The 17,119-nt window shown below is 50.9% G+C and carries 21 protein-coding genes; 16 read left to right on the top strand and 5 right to left on the bottom strand.

The features are described 5' to 3' along the window. Window positions 1-72: 72 nt before the first annotated feature. The gene (locus IEV98_RS17245) at window positions 73-642 is read left to right on the top strand and encodes a dihydrofolate reductase family protein (protein WP_188507278.1); all 570 of its coding nucleotides are present in this window, start codon (window positions 73-75) and stop codon (window positions 640-642) included. Window positions 643-729: 87 nt separating this feature from the next. Here IEV98_RS17245 and IEV98_RS17250 read toward each other — a convergent pair whose 3' ends face one another. From IEV98_RS17250 to IEV98_RS17260, 3 genes are read right to left on the bottom strand one after another with little or no spacing between them, the layout of a single operon-like run. After that, window positions 730-1,617: an alpha/beta fold hydrolase gene (locus tag IEV98_RS17250; protein WP_188507279.1), complete on the bottom strand. Its 888-nt coding sequence runs from the start codon at window positions 1,615-1,617 to the stop codon at window positions 730-732. A 29-nt stretch (window positions 1,618-1,646) separates the two neighbouring features. Beyond that, the gene (locus tag IEV98_RS17255; protein WP_188507280.1) at window positions 1,647-2,084 is read right to left on the bottom strand and encodes a DUF6265 family protein; all 438 of its coding nucleotides are present in this window, start codon (window positions 2,082-2,084) and stop codon (window positions 1,647-1,649) included. Window positions 2,085-2,128: 44 nt separating this feature from the next. Beyond that, the gene (locus IEV98_RS17260; protein ID WP_188507281.1) at window positions 2,129-3,124 is read right to left on the bottom strand and encodes a phosphotransferase enzyme family protein; all 996 of its coding nucleotides are present in this window, start codon (window positions 3,122-3,124) and stop codon (window positions 2,129-2,131) included. 178 nt (window positions 3,125-3,302) lie between these two features. Between IEV98_RS17260 and IEV98_RS17265 the strand changes: the two genes are divergently transcribed. From IEV98_RS17265 to IEV98_RS24785, 5 genes are all read left to right on the top strand, one after another. Then, on the top strand, window positions 3,303-4,034 hold the full coding sequence (locus IEV98_RS17265) for an ImuA family protein (RefSeq protein WP_188507282.1): 732 nt from the start codon (window positions 3,303-3,305) through the stop codon (window positions 4,032-4,034). A gap of 6 nt (window positions 4,035-4,040) precedes the next feature. Beyond that, complete coding sequence (locus tag IEV98_RS17270; protein WP_188507283.1) at window positions 4,041-5,543, top strand: Y-family DNA polymerase; 1,503 nt, start codon at window positions 4,041-4,043, stop codon at window positions 5,541-5,543. A gap of 85 nt (window positions 5,544-5,628) precedes the next feature. After that, window positions 5,629-5,799 carry a hypothetical protein gene (locus IEV98_RS17275; RefSeq protein ID WP_188507284.1) on the top strand — a complete coding sequence of 57 codons (171 nt, stop codon included), beginning with the start codon at window positions 5,629-5,631 and terminating at the stop codon, window positions 5,797-5,799. A 47-nt stretch (window positions 5,800-5,846) separates the two neighbouring features. After that, window positions 5,847-6,062 carry a DUF6965 family protein gene (locus tag IEV98_RS17280; protein WP_188507285.1) on the top strand — a complete coding sequence of 72 codons (216 nt, stop codon included), beginning with the start codon at window positions 5,847-5,849 and terminating at the stop codon, window positions 6,060-6,062. A gap of 47 nt (window positions 6,063-6,109) precedes the next feature. Next, window positions 6,110-6,271, top strand: coding sequence for a hypothetical protein (locus IEV98_RS24785; protein ID WP_229738814.1), 162 nt, complete (start codon window positions 6,110-6,112; stop codon window positions 6,269-6,271). A gap of 77 nt (window positions 6,272-6,348) precedes the next feature. Here the strand turns inward: IEV98_RS24785 and IEV98_RS17285 are convergent, their stop codons facing one another. Together IEV98_RS17285 and IEV98_RS17290 are read right to left on the bottom strand one after the other, a co-directional pair. Next, complete coding sequence (locus IEV98_RS17285; RefSeq protein ID WP_188507286.1) at window positions 6,349-7,113, bottom strand: LytR/AlgR family response regulator transcription factor; 765 nt, start codon at window positions 7,111-7,113, stop codon at window positions 6,349-6,351. Window positions 7,114-7,116: 3 nt separating this feature from the next. Beyond that, window positions 7,117-8,112, bottom strand: a complete 996-nt coding sequence (locus IEV98_RS17290) for a sensor histidine kinase (RefSeq protein ID WP_188507287.1) — start codon at window positions 8,110-8,112, stop codon at window positions 7,117-7,119. Window positions 8,113-8,321: 209 nt separating this feature from the next. Between IEV98_RS17290 and IEV98_RS17295 the strand changes: the two genes are divergently transcribed. From IEV98_RS17295 to IEV98_RS17340, 10 genes are all read left to right on the top strand, one after another. Continuing rightward, entirely contained in the window at window positions 8,322-8,696 is a 375-nt protein-coding gene (locus tag IEV98_RS17295) for a hypothetical protein (RefSeq protein ID WP_188507288.1), read from the top strand. Further along, window positions 8,693-9,661 carry an extracellular catalytic domain type 1 short-chain-length polyhydroxyalkanoate depolymerase gene (locus IEV98_RS17300; RefSeq protein WP_188507289.1) on the top strand — a complete coding sequence of 323 codons (969 nt, stop codon included), beginning with the start codon at window positions 8,693-8,695 and terminating at the stop codon, window positions 9,659-9,661. The genes IEV98_RS17295 and IEV98_RS17300 overlap by 4 nt, the downstream gene beginning before the upstream one ends. A 5-nt stretch (window positions 9,662-9,666) precedes the next feature. Continuing rightward, entirely contained in the window at window positions 9,667-12,057 is a 2,391-nt protein-coding gene (locus IEV98_RS17305) for a TonB-dependent receptor (RefSeq protein ID WP_188507290.1), read from the top strand. Window positions 12,058-12,069: 12 nt separating this feature from the next. Then, window positions 12,070-12,891 (top strand): DUF4249 domain-containing protein, encoded by an 822-nt coding sequence (locus IEV98_RS17310; RefSeq protein ID WP_188507291.1) that lies wholly within the window; start codon window positions 12,070-12,072, stop codon window positions 12,889-12,891. 98 nt (window positions 12,892-12,989) lie between these two features. Continuing rightward, window positions 12,990-13,226 carry a hypothetical protein gene (locus IEV98_RS17315; RefSeq protein ID WP_188507292.1) on the top strand — a complete coding sequence of 79 codons (237 nt, stop codon included), beginning with the start codon at window positions 12,990-12,992 and terminating at the stop codon, window positions 13,224-13,226. Then, window positions 13,226-13,999, top strand: a complete 774-nt coding sequence (locus IEV98_RS17320; RefSeq protein ID WP_188507293.1) for a sterol desaturase family protein — start codon at window positions 13,226-13,228, stop codon at window positions 13,997-13,999. The genes IEV98_RS17315 and IEV98_RS17320 overlap by 1 nt, the downstream gene beginning before the upstream one ends. Before the next feature lie 137 nt (window positions 14,000-14,136). Then, on the top strand, window positions 14,137-14,535 hold the full coding sequence (locus tag IEV98_RS17325; protein WP_188507294.1) for a hypothetical protein: 399 nt from the start codon (window positions 14,137-14,139) through the stop codon (window positions 14,533-14,535). Window positions 14,536-14,634: 99 nt separating this feature from the next. Continuing rightward, a complete protein-coding gene (locus IEV98_RS17330; RefSeq protein ID WP_188507295.1) occupies window positions 14,635-15,450 on the top strand; it encodes an MbnP family protein in 816 nt (271 codons plus the stop codon). Then, a complete protein-coding gene (locus tag IEV98_RS17335; RefSeq protein WP_188507296.1) occupies window positions 15,447-16,481 on the top strand; it encodes a cytochrome-c peroxidase in 1,035 nt (344 codons plus the stop codon). The genes IEV98_RS17330 and IEV98_RS17335 overlap by 4 nt, the downstream gene beginning before the upstream one ends. Window positions 16,482-16,602: 121 nt before the next feature. Beyond that, window positions 16,603-17,070, top strand: a complete 468-nt coding sequence (locus tag IEV98_RS17340) for a hypothetical protein (protein ID WP_188507297.1) — start codon at window positions 16,603-16,605, stop codon at window positions 17,068-17,070. Window positions 17,071-17,119 lie beyond the last annotated feature (49 nt).

The raw sequence follows: 17,119 nt of genomic DNA on the forward strand, positions 1-17,119 counted from the left end.
CTGCTATAATGTCGTTTGCGCACCTCACGGTCGCGGCAATCAGGCTGTACCTTTACCTAAAAAATAAAGATCATGAGAAAGCTAATTGTATCAGTGGGGATGTCATTGGATGGTTACATCGCCGCACCAAAAGGCGAGGGGGATTGGATCTCCTCAGGCGAGGAAATCTGGACGCATATGTTCAACGATCTCGCAGATGTAGATACCGTGCTATTAGGAAGCAACACGTATGAGGAGTATGCCGGCTATTGGCGGTCGGTACTGACCAATCCGGATGCCGACCCAAACGAAAGAAAATATGCCCAATGGGCCGACCGCACCCCGCACATTTTGTTCTCGAATACCGTGCAATCGGTCGACTGGGCGAATTCGCGCATCGCACGCGATCCCCAGGCAGAAGTGGCTTCGTTGAAGCAGCAGTCGGGCAAACACATGGTTGCTTGGGGTGCCGGGGAGTTCGCATCGGCATTGTTGCGGATGGGGCTCGTGGATGAACTCCGGATTACCATAGCCCCGGTATTACTAGGCGGAGGATTACCGTTGTTCCAAGGAATAGACCGCACCAAATTGAAGACTATCGAAGTACGTCCACTCAAAAACGGTGCAGTCATTCTTCGTTATGGAATAAACACCGGTAAGTAGCAGGGGGCACTGCCAATAGATCGATAAGGTCCGGGAAACCGGCTCCTCGGCAATGAGTTGCAAAACAACGGTACTGCATTAAAGTGCTTAAACTGGATTATTGCCTTTCATAAATTCGCTAATCATATGCGATACTTCTTCAAAGTTAGTTTCTAGAGCCATATGCCCGCCCTCCAACACGTGGATTTGAGCATCGGGTAAATCTCGCTTATAGCAATATGCTTCCGCTACATCAAAATATACATCATGTTTGCCCCAAATTATGAGTGCCGGTGGTTGGTGTTTACGAAAATATTGTTGAATTGCTGGGAAAAGTTCAAAATTTGTCGGGTAGGTACAATTCAACTTAAACTGAATGTCAAGGTTTCCGGCCCTGCTTAGTCTTTCCCAATCCATGATCCAACTTTCGGGGCTTATGTTTTGGTGAAGTCTTTCGGGTACGCCTGCAAAATACTGTTCCTTTGTTCCTTCCTTGCTCAAAAATGCGTATACCTTTTTCTTTTTTTCCTCCGTGGGATTTTTCCAATAGTCTTTGGATTCATCCCATTGTGGTCCATGACCTTCAAGGTAATTGTTGCCGTTTTGTACAATTATTGCCGCTACTTTATCGGGGTTTTTCAGACAGATGCGCGCACCAATGTAACTTCCGTAATCGTGAAGGTATATCGTAAATGATTTTAACTTTACAGCTTCGATAAACTTGTCCATATACAAAGCAATATTTTCAAACGAATATTCGAAATCGCTTATCGTCGGGACATCACTGAATCCAAAGCTCGGATAATCGGGTGCAATAAGGTGGAACTTGTCGGAAAGTGCAACCATTAGGTTTTTAAACATGATGGAAGATGTCGGGAATCCATGGAAAAGCAAAAGTGTTGGGTTTTTACTGTTGCCCGCCTCCCTATAAAAAATAGTTACTCCGTCTACTTTTACGGTCCTGTTATAAATCTGTCTATCCATAGTTGTGTTCAACTTAAGCGGCGCATCTTTAATACCACCACCTACTTATCCACGGGCGCAAACAGAAAGGCGACCGGATCACCGCCGCCGGAAATTTCCGCATGGAGTTCAGCGCCTGCCCGTTGGTAACGGATGGTCTTGGGAAATTCATTCTGCGGATTCTCGCAGGTGAACGATCCGCCATCCGACTGGGTTATCTTGAAATCGGTTGATTGTGTTTCCCCCATCAACCGTACTTTTAAATGCCAGACGCCCGCAATCGGAGATAGCATCGTGTGCTCTTGCCACACCGTGTCCGCCCCTTGGAGTGTGTAACTGTGGCCGAGGTAGGTAAAGTCGTTTTGTTTCACCCAGGTTTCAAATGTCCGCTTTCCTGCACCCTCGTTGGTGCGCTCCCATTCACCGATCATAAAGTCAAAGTTTTCTGCCTGCCCGCAGGGCACCAATACGGCGAAGGAAAGTAATACCAACAATTTCATGACGAATCATTTATAACCACGTAAAGATAACTATTTGCTGAATACTAACCCAAATACCATTCTTCCCACGTTTTCATCCAGCCCACACGGTCCTTGATAAAGCGCGGGGTAAAGAAAAAGTTTGACCAATCTTCAAAATTCTCACAGTAGAAGCGGAAGTAAAACAACCAGAATAAGAAACCCCAATACGGTATCGAAGCCCGCTCGGCCTCGCTTAGCGGCCGCCGTTCGCGGTAGCCTTTTACAAAAACGGCAAATTGGCGGTCTGCCTCCTGCTGTGTTAGCTTTTTATGCATTACATCCAGAAAAAAGTGGACATAGAAAGAAGCAAGGTCATTCACCAGGTATCCCTCACCAGCAAAATCAAAATCAAAAAAAGTAACCTTTCCGTTGGTATCGAAATGGAAGTTCTTGGGCAGGAAATCGTAGTGGCAATAACCGTGGCTAAAGGCCGACAGTTCCAAGGCCTGTAATCCCCGTTTCACGCGGGTGGCAGTCTCGTGTAAATACCGATACTCCGTAGCTAAGCCGCTAAATGCTGGTGCTATGATACGGAGGGGGGCATCTACCAGCGCTTCAAAGTCCAGCGGCTTGCGGTGATGTTTTAAGCGCAGGCCAGCCGTTAGGTTATGGATGTGTGCCATGGCGTTGCCCACCTGTAGCAATTGCTCGTCGTTCATGGCGGGATAAACCTGTCCCTCGGCGTAGGTGAATAATACGCCATAACGGATACCTTCCGCCGCTTGGAATGCCTGCAGATATCCACCGTCCTTATCCGGCAAGGGATAGCTCACGGAGGCCCCGCCGGCATGCAGGGTATTCAGTAACTCCACCTCACCGTTTATCTCTTCCTCTTTCCGGTGTGCATCCCGGTAAATTTTAAAAATATACCGGGTGGTGCCACCTTCGAGCAAATACGTGTCGCTTACGTTATGGATCAACAGTCGGCAGGTCGTATCGTCAAGGAGGTAGCGTTCCTGCAAGTATTCATTTACTGCAGGAGCCGAAAGCAGCGAATAACGGGTGGGAAAAATAGCCATGGCTCAAATATAAATGTATTCGATTCAATAGCACGAGTTTTTGCGGTCGGTGTGCTGATTTAGCTGGTTTTGCCTTCATGGGCTAAACGCATGCAAGGTAAAAACTTTTCAACGGTACTTGTTAACTAAAAATATTAGTATTAGTTTTGGTGTTTCAATTCGGTACGCGGATAAAGCGATGGCAAACAAGAGCGACATAGTAAATCGGTTGAAGCAGGACCTGTTGCGATGGCAGGGGGTTACCCTATCAGAAAGCCACGCCAAGCAAATCGGCTTGGGGCCTGTGGAAGCGGCATTTCCGGGTGCGGTATTCCCGTCGTTCGGCGTCCACGAGTTCATCAGCCGGTCGCGCGAAGAAAGTGCGACCACCAGTGGCTTCATGGGCGGACTGCTTTCGCGCCTGATGTCGGGTGAGGGCGTTTGCCTCTGGATCAGCACGTCCAGGTTACTGTTCCCGCCTTCCATCCGGGCGTTCGGCGTAGTGCCAGATCGCGTCATCTTTGTAGACGTGGCGCGAGAGCGGGATGTGCTATGGGCTACCGAAGAGGCACTCAAGTGCAGCGGCCTAATTGCTGTAGTGGCCGAATTACAGGAGATGGATTTCGTTCAGTCACGCCGGCTGCAACTGGCGGTGGAGAAAAGCCGGGTGACGGGATTGATCCTGCGCTGCAATCCTCGCACGGTCGGGTCTACGGCTTGCGCAGCCCGCTGGCACATCCGATCGCTGCCGAGCGTCATGGCAGACGAACTACCCGGGGTCGGTTTCCCCCGGTGGGAGGTGGAGCTGCTGAAAGTCCGCAACGGCAACCCCGGTCAATGGCAGCTAGAATGGTCGGAGGGACGGTTCGTGCCCATACTACCGGCTCGGCAGACAGATCGAAAGACGATACCCATGCGGAAAATCGGTTAATAGGCTATGGAAAAACGGTTTGCATCGATCTGGTTTCCCTACCTGCTTACGGACCGGCACACGGTCCGGCAGCCCGGACTGCGCAACGTGCCGTTTGTGCTGGCAACACCCGTACACGGGCGCATGGTGATTACCGAAGCGAATGCCGCGGCCGAAGCGCAGGGCATCGCGCGGGGCATGGTGCTGGCCGACGCCAAGGCGTGCGTCCCCGACCTGGAAGTTGCCGACGACCGGCCCGGGCTGGCCGACAGGCTGCTCAAGGTACTCGGTCTGTGGTGCATCCGCTATACGCCCGTGGTGGCCGTCGATCCACTGGGCGGATTGATCCTTGATATCAGTGGATGTACCCACCTGTGGGGCGGGGAGAGACCCTACCTGAAAGATATCGTAAACAAATTACAGAAACGGGGATTCCATGTGCGCATGGCCATCGCCGGGGCAATTGGTGCAGCCTGGGCGGTGGCCCGTTTCGGTAAGCAAACCCCCTTCGTCGAAAACGGCCGGGAAGCCGACGCCCTGCGATCGCTGCCGCCCGCAGCCCTACGGCTGGAGCCGGAGGTAATAAGCCGGCTGCATAAATTGGGCTTGCGCACCGTGGGTAGTTTCATGGGGATGCCTTCCTCTGCACTCCGTAGGCGCTTTGGAGAGGGGCTTCCGGTCCGGCTGCGCTGGGCGCTCGGCCGGGAGGAAGAACCTCTCGTACCGTTGCGGCCAGTACCGCCGTACGAAGAGCGACTGCCCTGCCTGGAGCCCATTCGCACGGCAGCAGGCATCGAAATCGCCATCGGAAAACTATTGGGTTCACTGTGTAAGCGACTGGCAGGCGAGGGTAGGGGGCTCCGTATCGCAACATTGAAAGGCCATCGCGTGGATGGTAAATCCGTGCAGGTGGGTATCACCACCAGCCGGGCCACGGCCAGCGTACCGCACCTGATGAAGCTGTTCGAGCTCCAAGTACCACATATCGAACCTGCTCTGGGCATCGAACTGTTCGTGCTGGAAGCCTCCAAGGTAGAAGATGCCGACGCGGTGCAGGAGGCATTGTGGGGCGGGGTACCCGGACTGGAAGACGCCGCACTGTCCGAACTGATCGACCGGTTGAAGGGGCGCAAGGGTATCCGGGCCGTTTACCGCTACCTGCCAGACGAGCACCATTGGCCCGAGCGGTCGTTTAAAGAGGCTGCATCCATCGCGGAGAAACCTTCCACATACTGGAAAATCGATCAGCCACGGCCCACGCGGCTGCTGGCTTCGCCCGAACCCATCGAGGTCTCCGCACCCATTCCGGATTACCCGCCCATGCTGTTCCGGCATCGCGGCGAGGCGCACCCGATCAAAAAGGCTGATGGGCCCGAACGGATCGAACGGGAATGGTGGATGGACTCAGGCGAACACCGGGATTATTATTACGTGGAAGATGATAAAGGCCGCCGGTACTGGCTCTACCGCTCGGGTCACTACGGCGACGATAGCCGAAAGCAGTGGTTTCTGCATGGTTTTTTTGCTTAACGATTGGAACAGCAGCCTATGGCCTTTACCCACCGCAGCAGCTTTGCCGGCGAAATATTCAATGATTACATAAACAGATACGGATATGGAAATACAGGACGACAGGCAACGATGTGCCTTCTGCGGCGGTAGGGTGGATGCCTCCGGCAAACCGCTCCCGGAAGATGGACTATCGCCCGGAGCCTCAGAGCTATGCTTCACCTGCGGGCGATTGCAGAAAGCCCGCCCACCGCGTGAAGAAGGCGTGTGTGGTTAATAAATACATTTAGTGAGCCTTTCTAGGTGATTTATTATCTTTGTCCCATGACGATCCAAGAACTCGAAGAATTTTTTGCCGCCCACCCCGTACCGCCCGGCACGAAACAAAACGCGGCCACTACGATAGTAGATGCCGAGAAATTCCTGGAAGTAAACCTCGCCGTGGTAAAGGCTTGGCCTAAGGACATAGACAAATGCCCCAGCTACTGGCATTTGTGCGAACTTGCGAAAGTCCTGTCAGATAGGGCGGAGAGCGATTAATATTCAAAGTTCCTTGGTGATAAATTTTGATCATCGGTAAAATCTGCATGATTGCATCTGGCGTCAAATTCATCATAAACGGCGCCAACAGGGAAAAGTTTTCCACAGAAAAGATTGCCGAACATTTGGTGTTGAAATGGTGGGACTGGGATATTAAAAAGATCACGGAAAACCTGGAATTTCTTACCAGCAAAACCTCAAGGTTTTGATTTTATAGCACATGATGTCAAATAACTATTCATTCCAAAGAAAATAGGATGGGTTCATGTTTTCCTACTTATTAAAGTTAAAGCCAGGCCAGTAGTTCCGATGCCTTAGCCTTGCTCACGATGACGCGCTCGGGTAGCTCCACGGATAGCTTCAATACCAATCTCCGGCCGAAATAATGCTCGGCCATCACAATGGCATCGCGATTAATTAAGAATTGTCGGTTAGCCCGGAAAAAGCCTTTAGGATCCAGCATGGATTCCAATTCATCCAGTACTTCCTGAAGGAGATGGATCTGGCGGGTGAATGTATGTGCATTCACGGTGCCACCCGCAGAATGGATAAACGCTATGTCCCTGACCGGAAGCGGTATGATTTTTTCGTTACGGTATATGAGGAGGCCGGACTTATGATTATTGGGTTGCAGTTGATCCAATAGTCTTTCAAGCGGGGACACTATGGCACTGCGTTCGCCCGGCGCAAGCAGCCGCTTTAGGCGATTGTATTTGTCCAAGCTTGCCGCAAGCTTGCTATTATCGATGGGTTTCAGGAGGTAATCGATGCCGTTGGCCTCGAAGGCATGGATGGCATATTGGTCGAATGCCGTACAGAAAATCACCGGACACGGGGCTTGAACAGCTCGGAAGATATCGAAACTCAACCCATCTGATAGCTGGATGTCTGAGAAGATGAGTTGTGGCGGAGGCTGCGTGCGCAACCAATCAATACCGGCGCACACTGAGGGTAGGATTGCCATTACCCGAAGGTCGTCATCTAACCGCTCTAACATGGTCTTCAGTTCTTTTGCGGTCTTGGTCTCGTCCTCGATGATCAGAATATCCATGGTTCACGACTTAACTAAAAAAATGGAAACAACAAACTCTTCGGGTGTTTGCAATACCTCGATGGTCCTGCCTGTCAGCAGCCGGTAGCGTTCGCTGATATTATGCAGGCCGGTTCCCGATTTAGTATCTGCCGATCGTTTCAAGCGCAGGGAATTGCGTACCGTAACCGTGTCGGCACCGATAGTTGAAATGCTTAGCCAAAGGGGCGATACGGTGTCCACCACGTTGTGCTTAATGGCATTTTCGACCAGCAATTGAAGCGTCATCGGGGGAAGTTTCATCGACAGGCAATGGTCCGCTATATCCAGGGTAACCAGCAGGGCTCCTTCAAACCGTTCCTGCAAAATATGAAGATATGCCCGGACAAAATCGAGCTCTTGCCGCAATTCCACCATATCTGCCTGGCGGCTGTTCAGCAGGTAGCGGTAAACATCGGCCAGCCGTTGAATGAACGCCCGCGGGGCAGGGTCGGTAACCATCGTACGCAACGTACCCAATGAATTGAACAGGAAATGCGGACTCAACTGTTCCTGCATCAGATTCAACCGGGCCTGGAGGTTTTCTTTTTTCAGCCGTTCGTTTTCCAATCGCGATCGTTGGTTCAGGGCTGTCATGCGTAAGAGATAGGCAATAAAAAATAGGAACCCGCCGATGACCATCCCGCGCAGGAGAAGCAAGAAATGCACCGCCCGCATACCACGCTGTGCAGCTTCCGCCCGTTCACGGATTTCGGCCACATCGCGTGTTGCGTAAAACAACAGGAGCGAAATGCACATGCAACCGGTCACGGCAAGGAGGCCTTTCCATGCATAGTGCCGGGGTTGCTCCCGCTGGATGACCCACTGCACCACCAGCCAACTCAGAAACGTGTTGGTAAAAGAGCCGATGGCAGAATAGGCAGACGAAGTCATCTCCTCCCGTGCTGTGCGAAGTACGTAGCTGAGGAGGGCTACGAACAGCGAGATGATCAGTCCGGTAAATGGGTAGTAGCGCTTCATCAAACAAAGATACCGATTTGTGGAGACGAATACCCTAAGCAACCCGACCAAGCGGACAAAATCGCTCATGAGTGAACTGCCCTAGGGCATGAGGTACCTGGCATCACCGATGTTGGACATTCATCCGGCGATTTGTCCGTTTCGTGATCATTTTGCATGATACCTAGTTCGATTCCACTGAGCTTTGTACCAATAAATAGTTATGTGGCATGAAAAAGAACGTGTTAAAATTGGTGTTGATGCTGGCCGTTAGCGGTGTCACCACCGGCGCATTCGCGCAATCGAAGCTCACCGATGAGCAGAAAGAAGAATTGTTGGCCAAGATGGAACGATACCGCACCGAATTGAACCTCTCAGCCGAACAACAGGAGAAAGTCCAGTCAATTAATCGTACTTACTTCGAGGGGCTAGCCGGACTCAAGGCTTCCAATGAGTCGAAGCTCGCAAAGTTCAAGCAGTACCGGTCGCTCAGCGAAACGCGCGACCAGCAAATGAAGCAGGTGGTCGATAAGGACCAGTACAAGCGCTATAAAGCCATGCAAAAAGCGATGAAAGACGAACTGAAAAGCCGTAGGAAACCATGAGATCAACGACACACATCCGTTTGGCATTTTTGACTGTGCTGACACTTTTTTCGTTTGGTGGATGTGCCGACGAGACTCCCGATCCGGCTCCAAGTTTTCCATGGGAAGACTGGCTGGATTGGGAACGTCTTGTCGACTGGGATACACTGACGGTCGATGGCCGTGCCCGCACCTTCAACGTGCACCTGCCGCCAAAGTATGAAGAACGTACGGGTCCGCTGCCGCTGGTCATCGGGCTGCACGGAACGGGGGGCAGCGCCGTGCAATTTGACCGCCACTACCACCTGTCGGATAAAGCTGACCAGGAAGGCTTCGTCGCGGTGTACCCCAACGGCGTCAAGAGCGATGGCCGTCTCGGTATACGGACCTGGAACGCAGGGGCGTGCTGTGACTTCGCCGCACGGGAGAATATCGACGATGTGCGCTTTATCCGCGAACTTATCGACAGATTGATCTTAACGTACCGCATCGATGCCAAACGTGTCTATGTGACCGGCATGTCAAACGGCGGAATGCTCGCCTACCGGCTGGCTGCGGAGATTCCTGAAAAGATCGCCGCGATAGCGCCCGTGAGCTGCACGATGGTGGTTGACCCGCCAGCCGAACAGTCCCGCTCGATGCCCATCCTCCACCTGCACTCCGTGCTGGACGAGATCGTTCCTTACAATGGCGGCACCAACCCGCTGGGATACCATTTTCCGCCGGTGGATTCGGTGCTTAACGTGTGGGCAAAGCGCAACGGGTGCCTGCCGGATGCACAGGTCGTTACGGATAACGACCGCTACATGCAAGTGCAGTGGGTGGATGAAAAGGGCTCGCCGCTTATCGTGTATTACGTCACCCAAGACGGCGGTCACTCGTGGCCGGGAGGGGAGCGGGTACGGCCCCAGGCGGCTCCGCCATCCACGGTTATAGACACAAATGATTTGTTGTGGGATTTTTTTGAACGGTTTAATTTACAATAGCGTATATGAGAAAAATCCTTTTCTGTTTTCTGCTATCGGCATGCGCGCTGGCCACCATTGCCCAACAAGCGCGATCTGCCGTGTCTGGGAGGGTAAGCGATGCTGCCACTGGCGAAGCATTGCCCGCGGTGACCGTTACGGTGGTGGGCACGCTGATCAGTACCAGCACCAACATAGATGGACATTTCGTGTTATCCGGCCTTACAACGGGAGTCCTGCTACGTTTTACGTGCATCGGATACCGCACCCACGAAATCGCGGTCGAGCTCGGTGCCACGGACCTTATTATCCAACTTACGGCCGAAGCCGATGCGCTGGGCGAGGTTGTTGTAACCGGCGAGTCGGCCCAGCACTTCAAAGCGAACGAGCATGTGGGCATGATCCGCCTGAATCCCAGGCTGATTGCGACGCTGCCTTCGCTCGGTGAGAAAGACATCTTCCGCGCATTCCAGCTGATGCCGGGTGTGAGTGCGGGCAATGAACAGTCCGCCGGGCTCTACGTAAGGGGTGGCACGCCCGACCAGAACCTAGTGCTTTTCGACGGGTTTACGGTATACAATGTGGATCACCTGTTCGGATTTTTCAGTGCCTTCAATGCCCATGCCATCAAGGATGTGCAGCTTTTCAAAGGGGGCTTTGACGCCCAATACGGTGGCCGCCTGTCGGCGCTGATGGACATCACCGGCAAGGAAGGCAGCAAGGCCGCATTCAACGCGGGGGTAGACATAGGTTTCCTGAGCGTTAACGGGTTCGTAGAGACACCCATAGGTGAACACATCTCGGTATTTGCCGGCTACAGGCGAAGCTTCGGCACCTCGTTCTACGACAGGCTGAAAAATCAGGCCACCATAGACAACCAGCGTGCCAGCCGTAACAACGGACGCCTGGCCGGAATTGCCGATAGGCTGCGAGGGGAGGCCGACGTTCAGTCGTGGTTTGAGGACCTCAATACGAAATTAACCTACCGTACAGACGGGGGCGATGTGTTCAGCTGGAGCGTGTACCACGGAAAAGATCACATGGACAACAGCATCCAGGCGGGGAGTGGCTGGCTCGGGCGTCGGATTTCCTCGTTTCTGTCCAACACCACCGATGTGGCGGCGTGGGGAAACACGGGTACGAGCTTGAAATGGAGCAGGCAGTGGACACCTGCGCTCTACAGCAACACGCTGGTAAGCTATTCCCATTATTTCAGCGAACGCGATAATACGGTGCAAGGCAGCATCACCGACTCACTGGGTGTCGAGCGAGTGTTCCGTAGCGGTACCATCGAAGATAACCGACTGCACGATTATGCGGCCCGAACCGACTGGGAATGGGCCGCTTCGGCCATCCACCGGCTGGGTTTCGGCATGCAATACAGCTACCAGGATATCGGTTATCGCTATGCGCGGAACGACACGCTTACGCTGGTGGACCGGGCGTCGGCAGGCCATACAGTGGCTGCTTATGCAGAAGACGAGTTGAGCCTCATCAACCACCGGTTGCATATCGTACCCGGTATCCGGGTTACGGCATTTTCACCCACGGGTAGGGTATACCTGGAGCCTCGTCTGCGCGCAGAATACCGGCTGACCGATCGCGTAAAAGTGAAGGGTACAGCCGGGCAATACAACCAGTTTGCCAAACGGGTGGTGCGTGAAGACCTGCTGCGGGGCAGCCGCGATTTCTGGCTGCTTGCCGATGACGGGCGTATCCCCGTGAGTTTTTCGCGCCAGTATTCGGCGGGCATAAGTTGGGAGAATGGCTACTTTCTTATTGATGCAGAGGCGTATGCGAAGAAGATGGACGGCCTGTCGGAATATACCCTCCGGTTCCAGCCCCAGGGCGGCGGAGCGGATTATGCCGATTTTTTCTATGAAGGTACGGGGCTGGCCAAAGGGATTGACTTCCTGTTGCAAAAGAAGGTGGGCCGGTACAACGGTTGGGTAGGCTATACGTTGGCCGAAGTGACCAACCGGTTCGATGCGTACGGCGAAGAAGCATTTGCCGCAGCAAACGACATCCGCAATGAATTCAAAATGGTGCACAACTACCGTCTGGGACGGTTTGACCTTTCCCTGTCGTGGTTCTATATGACGGGCAAACCCTACACCGCCCCGACAGGGGGCTACCAGATCACGCTGCTAGACGGCACCCGGCAAACCTACCTGAACGTATCGGAAAAGAATGCCCTGCGGCTGCCCGCTTACCACCGGCTGGACGCCGCGGTGACCCTCAACTTCGGGCGTCCGGGCAGATTCAACGGTACATTCGGCCTCTCGCTGTTCAACCTGTACAACCGCACCAATATCTGGTACAAGAACTTCGATATCGTGGAAGACGAAATCGTGGAAACGGATGTAAACTACCTGGGTTTTACGCCCAACCTGTCCCTGAGTATAAAACTGAACTAATAGAATGGTATCATGAATAATGGATTGAACGCATCAAACTTACCCCGCCTGTTTATCGCACTGTGTTTCGGCTGGCCGGTTTCCCATGGCTGCACGGAGGGAGACGCCCCTTATCCCGAACCCCTACCCGTGGTGGAGGCTTATCTCGCACCCAACCAGCCAGCGATTGTGCAGATTACGCGCGAAATCAGTTATGGCAGCGCGGATACACTGATGGCACTGACCGGACTTTCGCCAAGGATCACGCACAACGGCCAATCTTATCCATTGGTCGAAACCGCTCCCGGCAGGTACGGATCCACCGAAGTACCTCTCACCGCCGGGGGCATTTACGGGTTATCTTTCTCCTTTAATGGCCGGGAAGTCACGGCCGAAACGGAAATCCCGATGCCGCCCGGTAGGGTCAGCGCCTCGGCCACGGATATCGCCGTGCCCGACTTCGGATCGGGCATCGGGACGGAACTGCCCGACCCGATACGCTACACCTGGGATAATCCGGATGGGGCGTTCCATGTACTCGTGGTGCGCAACATAGAAAGCAACCCAACCCCGATCACGTTCAACATTGGCGGCAGCCCGGTGGAGAAACCGGCGCCCGCCTTCCGGTTGCCGCCGCATAGCGGTGATAGCCAGCAAGTGACGATTGGACGTTTTTCCTATTACGGAGAGCATGAAGTGATCCTTTATCGTATCCAGCCGGAATACGTTGCGCTGTATGAAAGCAGCGGAAACAATTCGAACGATCTGGTAGCGCCGCCCACCAACATCAATGGTGGGCTGGGCATCTTCACCGGCGTACATGCCGCCGATACCCTGTCGGTCCATGTGTGGTGATGGAAAGCTGGTTCAGGAATTTGTCCGTTTCATCGGCTAACGGCTGATTATCGGTGGTACATCCCGTCAAAACACTAAATGCAAAAACAAAGAAGAACATGAAGAAAATTATCATCCCTCTGGCGCTGGTACTGGGTACCATCGCCTCCGAAGTGAATGCACAGACGGTCGTTTTCCGCCGTCCGGTACGCCGCGTGGTTGTGGTGCCGCCGGTAGTAATTGCACCAAGGCCTGTTGTAATCACCCCGCGTCCTATCAGGGTTATCCCCACCCCCGTTTCCCCACCGCCATCCACTACGGTGGTACGGAAAAGGACGGTCATCCATAAGCTGTAATGCACGTGGAAGGATCGCCGTATAGAATATGGGCAGCAGGAGTGCTGCTCATTCTTATCGTTGCGGAAATGGTGTGGAGCTGGCGGAACGACAAAAAGGTATACCAGGTAAAAGAGACACTGACCAACCTCGGCATCATGGCCGGGTTTCAGTTCACCAAGGTGCTCTTTACCGGCTACCAACTGGCCATTTTGGGCTGGGCGTACCGCTACCGGCTGTTCGATTTCGAATCATCGGCCGGATTATTTGCGATCGGGTTTATCGTGGCGGACTTCACCTACTACTGGTTCCACCGGGCATCGCATGCCTGGAAGCCGCTATGGGCATTCCACCTCATCCACCATTCAAGCATGTGGATGAACCTCACCACATCGTACCGGCTCAACTGGTTTTCGGCCATCGTTACCCCGGTCTTTTACCTGCCGATGGCCCTGTTGGGTTTCCCGCCGCTGATGATCGCGCTGGCTGTCGGGCTCAACCTCCTCTACCAGTTTTTCATGCACACGGACGCCGTAGGCAAGCTCGGTGTGCTGGAAGGGGTCATCGATACGCCGTCAGCGCACCGGGTGCACCACGGATGCAATCCCATCTACATCGACCGGAACTTCGGCGGCGTGCTGATGGTGTGGGATCGAATCTTCGGCACGTACCAGCCGGAAACCGAGAAGGTGCGCTACGGTATTACCAGCGGTTTCGTAAGCCACAATCCGTTTGTGCTCGTTTTACACGGGTTTGTCGACCTATTTAAAGGGAAAATGAAATATAAGGGATGACCTACTACCGAATTTGCCAAATGACAAATTTTACACACTTCATATTAGCTAATTTTGATTACAAATGTCTTCGTACCATGGGCGGAAATGAGGCTGAGATTTATCACGAACAATATTAAGCAACGTTAAAACGGCAGTTGAAAAGAATCGTTTCCATATTTTTACTTTTAACACTCATCGGTTCGATGTTTTCAAGGGTATTTGTACTGGTTGGGTTTGAATTAAACAAAAATTATATTCTCGGCAATCTTTGTGAGAACAGAGATGATCAGGCTTCTTCTTGCGTCGGTAAATGTTATTTAACAAAAAAACTAAATCAAGCGGCAGATAACGAAAAAGAACATTCAAAAAATTCGGAGCATAACAATGCTGAAACCTATCTGTCCCACAATCAACATGCTATTGCAAACCCTGCGCTTAGCCTTTTTCCTCGTCCATCTAAGCTAGGTCACGGAAATACGGTGGAGTTTGTCAGCAATATCCCCGAAAGTATTTTTAGACCTCCTCGGATCATAGACTTAATGAGCAAGGTTTAAAAGTTGCACAGCATCAGCACTTCCGTAAACCGGGATGAGCAGGTGTCCTAGCTGTATTTTATTTAGTGAACAGCATTTAATATTCCTTAAAACAAAGCAATGAAAATTTATATTTTAAGAAATGCTTTTATTGTTCTTGTGTCAATCAGTATTGCTTTATCGTCAATCGCACAAGAAATAGAAGCTCAGTTTGCCCACTTTACATTAAGCCTAAACCATATAGTAGGAGAGCGTCCTTTAATACTAGAAAATGAAACCTATGTTAATTTTTCTGGCGAAAAATTTAGTGTATCAACGTTCAATTACTTCATTAGCAATATCATATTAGTCAGAGATAATGACGAGGAGTATATTGTTCCCCAAGACGATAGCTATTTCCTAATAAAGGAAGATAACCCGTTAAGCAAGGAGATCGAACTTTTGATTCCCGAAGGAAGATACAAAACCGTCAAATTTATGGTTGGCGTTGATAGCTTACGAAGTATAGCTGATTTAAGCCGCCGCACAGGGGCGCTCGACATTGCTGGTGGCATGCTTGAAGGGATGTATTGGACATGGAATAGCGGGTATATCTTTGTTAAGCTTGAAGGCAACTGTGATCAGGTTGCCGTTGATAGAACAGGGCAAAAAAAATTCAGATACCACATTGGAGGTTTTGGTGGTTACAAAACGCCTTCATTGAATAATATTAAAACAGTTGCCATCGACCTTCCACGTAGAGGCAGGATTAAAGCAAAAAATGGCAAGAAAACAACCGTCGCTTTGCAGGTTGATCTGCTGAAAATATTTGATGGAAATACATTGATTAGCCTAAAAGAGAACCCCGCCATCATGTTCGGCAATACGAGTAAGGCAGTAGCCGAAAACTATTCCAAAATGTTCGACCATCTTTCAACAGAAAATAGACGGCGATGAAAATAAAACATATAGGCGCTATATCGTTACTCTTACTGTTTGTAATGTCTTTTACCGCGCTGGAATTCAGCGGATTTGTGGTGCCACAGAATTTTCCACCGCCGGTCTATGATATGGCTAAATCACCAGTGACAAAGCAAAGCTTTGAGTTGGGACGAAAACTATTCTACGATCCTTTACTCTCGAGAGATCATTCGATTTCCTGTGGCAGTTGCCATATCCAGTCTTCGGGTTTTACGCAGCATGGTCATGATTTAAGCCATGGTGTGGACGACCGTTTAGGCAATCGCAATTCCCCACCAATAATGAATCTAGCCTGGAATAATTTTTTCATGTGGGACGGAGGTATTTTCCATCTCGACTTATTTCCGGTATCACCGATTACAAACCCGGTGGAAATGGATGAAAAGATCGAAAATGTATTGATAAAATTGCGAGATAAACAAGAATACCGAGATCAGTTTAAATCGGCGTACGGTTCTGATGAAATAACGAGTACAAAAGTATTCAAAGCGCTTTCACACTTTATGGTGATGTGCGTCAGCAGCGATTCAAAATATGATAGTATTATGCGAAACACCGGCACTAGGTTTTCACCTGCAGAAGAGCAAGGATATGAGATTTTCAAAGCAAAGTGTAACAGCTGCCACACCGAGCCACTATTTACAGACGGTTCCTTTAGAAACAATGGGCTTGATACGACCTTCAATTTAGATAACGGAAGACAAGCGGCAACCCTTCACAGCATGGATCGGTTCAAGTTTAAGGTACCATCCCTGAGAAATTTGAGTTACACCGTTCCATATATGCATGATGGCCGTTTTATAAGTATTGACCAAGTGCTCAACCATTATGCAAGCGGCGTCAATTACAGTAACACGGTAGATCCATTATTATCCCGGGAATCAAAGCCAGGAATACCGTTAACAGATGACGAAAAGCAACAACTCAAAGCGTTTTTAAAAACGCTCGATGACAAACACTTTGTAACGCGGGCAGACTTATCGGAACAGTGGGGAAACGATTCATAAACTACGCTGTCGTATCCGCACCGTTCTTGTCCAGTTTATCCCGCAGTTAATTTTAACATATCTTTTCAACTGAAATACAAGAAAACAGGGCTTTAAAAATTATTTGGTAAAATTGATGAAAATGAGGTATTTGGTTGTAGCGTACGTTTTTCTTTTGTTTTATACGATCGGTGCGTTGACGATAGAGAATAATGTGAATTACGATACATGGCGTTATATCAGCCCTGCGGATTTCAAAGACTATCACCAACGTTTGGAAGTTTTACTAGGGTGGCATATGTTTATCCCCATGGGGACTGCACTGATATTAAATGTGGTTTTAATTTTTGTAAAATCACTGCGTCCGAATAGGTGGGTAGTCATATGCTCTGCTGTGCTATTTTCGTTCATAGTGGCTTTTTCGTTGGCGATACAAGTTCCGCTACATCAAGAACTAGCAGCAAACTTTAATGAAAGGGATTTAAACCAGCTTATTCGCAACCACAACCTTATACGGTTGCCGGCAACCATAGCATTAATGCTCATAAACGTACTTTTATTGTTGCGACTGTTAAGAAATAATCAAGCCGTACGCGATCCTGAAATTTAGCTATTCACCAGCCCCGTTTTATATGAGCCCTGCGGGAATGACAGCTGTC

The sequence above is a fragment of the Parapedobacter pyrenivorans genome, from assembly GCF_014636865.1.
GTDB classification, from domain to species: Bacteria; Bacteroidota; Bacteroidia; order Sphingobacteriales; family Sphingobacteriaceae; genus Parapedobacter; species Parapedobacter pyrenivorans.

What these genes read in the sequence shown, in the direction of transcription:
- IEV98_RS17245 (WP_188507278.1), top strand. Translation starts at nt 73, where the DNA reads ATGAGAAAGCTAATTGTATCAGTGGGGATGTCATTGGATGGTTACATC.
- IEV98_RS17255 (WP_188507280.1), bottom strand. Translation starts at nt 2,084, where the DNA reads ATGAAATTGTTGGTATTACTTTCCTTCGCCGTATTGGTGCCCTGCGGG.
- IEV98_RS17260 (WP_188507281.1), bottom strand. Translation starts at nt 3,124, where the DNA reads ATGGCTATTTTTCCCACCCGTTATTCGCTGCTTTCGGCTCCTGCAGTA.
- IEV98_RS17265 (WP_188507282.1), top strand. Translation starts at nt 3,303, where the DNA reads ATGGCAAACAAGAGCGACATAGTAAATCGGTTGAAGCAGGACCTGTTG.
- IEV98_RS17270 (WP_188507283.1), top strand. Translation starts at nt 4,041, where the DNA reads ATGGAAAAACGGTTTGCATCGATCTGGTTTCCCTACCTGCTTACGGAC.
- IEV98_RS17275 (WP_188507284.1), top strand. Translation starts at nt 5,629, where the DNA reads ATGGAAATACAGGACGACAGGCAACGATGTGCCTTCTGCGGCGGTAGG.
- IEV98_RS17280 (WP_188507285.1), top strand. Translation starts at nt 5,847, where the DNA reads ATGACGATCCAAGAACTCGAAGAATTTTTTGCCGCCCACCCCGTACCG.
- IEV98_RS24785 (WP_229738814.1), top strand. Translation starts at nt 6,110, where the DNA reads ATGATTGCATCTGGCGTCAAATTCATCATAAACGGCGCCAACAGGGAA.
- IEV98_RS17285 (WP_188507286.1), bottom strand. Translation starts at nt 7,113, where the DNA reads ATGGATATTCTGATCATCGAGGACGAGACCAAGACCGCAAAAGAACTG.
- IEV98_RS17290 (WP_188507287.1), bottom strand. Translation starts at nt 8,112, where the DNA reads ATGAAGCGCTACTACCCATTTACCGGACTGATCATCTCGCTGTTCGTA.
- IEV98_RS17295 (WP_188507288.1), top strand. Translation starts at nt 8,322, where the DNA reads ATGAAAAAGAACGTGTTAAAATTGGTGTTGATGCTGGCCGTTAGCGGT.
- IEV98_RS17300 (WP_188507289.1), top strand. Translation starts at nt 8,693, where the DNA reads ATGAGATCAACGACACACATCCGTTTGGCATTTTTGACTGTGCTGACA.
- IEV98_RS17305 (WP_188507290.1), top strand. Translation starts at nt 9,667, where the DNA reads ATGAGAAAAATCCTTTTCTGTTTTCTGCTATCGGCATGCGCGCTGGCC.
- IEV98_RS17310 (WP_188507291.1), top strand. Translation starts at nt 12,070, where the DNA reads ATGAATAATGGATTGAACGCATCAAACTTACCCCGCCTGTTTATCGCA.
- IEV98_RS17315 (WP_188507292.1), top strand. Translation starts at nt 12,990, where the DNA reads ATGAAGAAAATTATCATCCCTCTGGCGCTGGTACTGGGTACCATCGCC.
- IEV98_RS17320 (WP_188507293.1), top strand. Translation starts at nt 13,226, where the DNA reads ATGCACGTGGAAGGATCGCCGTATAGAATATGGGCAGCAGGAGTGCTG.
- IEV98_RS17330 (WP_188507295.1), top strand. Translation starts at nt 14,635, where the DNA reads ATGAAAATTTATATTTTAAGAAATGCTTTTATTGTTCTTGTGTCAATC.
- IEV98_RS17335 (WP_188507296.1), top strand. Translation starts at nt 15,447, where the DNA reads ATGAAAATAAAACATATAGGCGCTATATCGTTACTCTTACTGTTTGTA.
- IEV98_RS17340 (WP_188507297.1), top strand. Translation starts at nt 16,603, where the DNA reads ATGAGGTATTTGGTTGTAGCGTACGTTTTTCTTTTGTTTTATACGATC.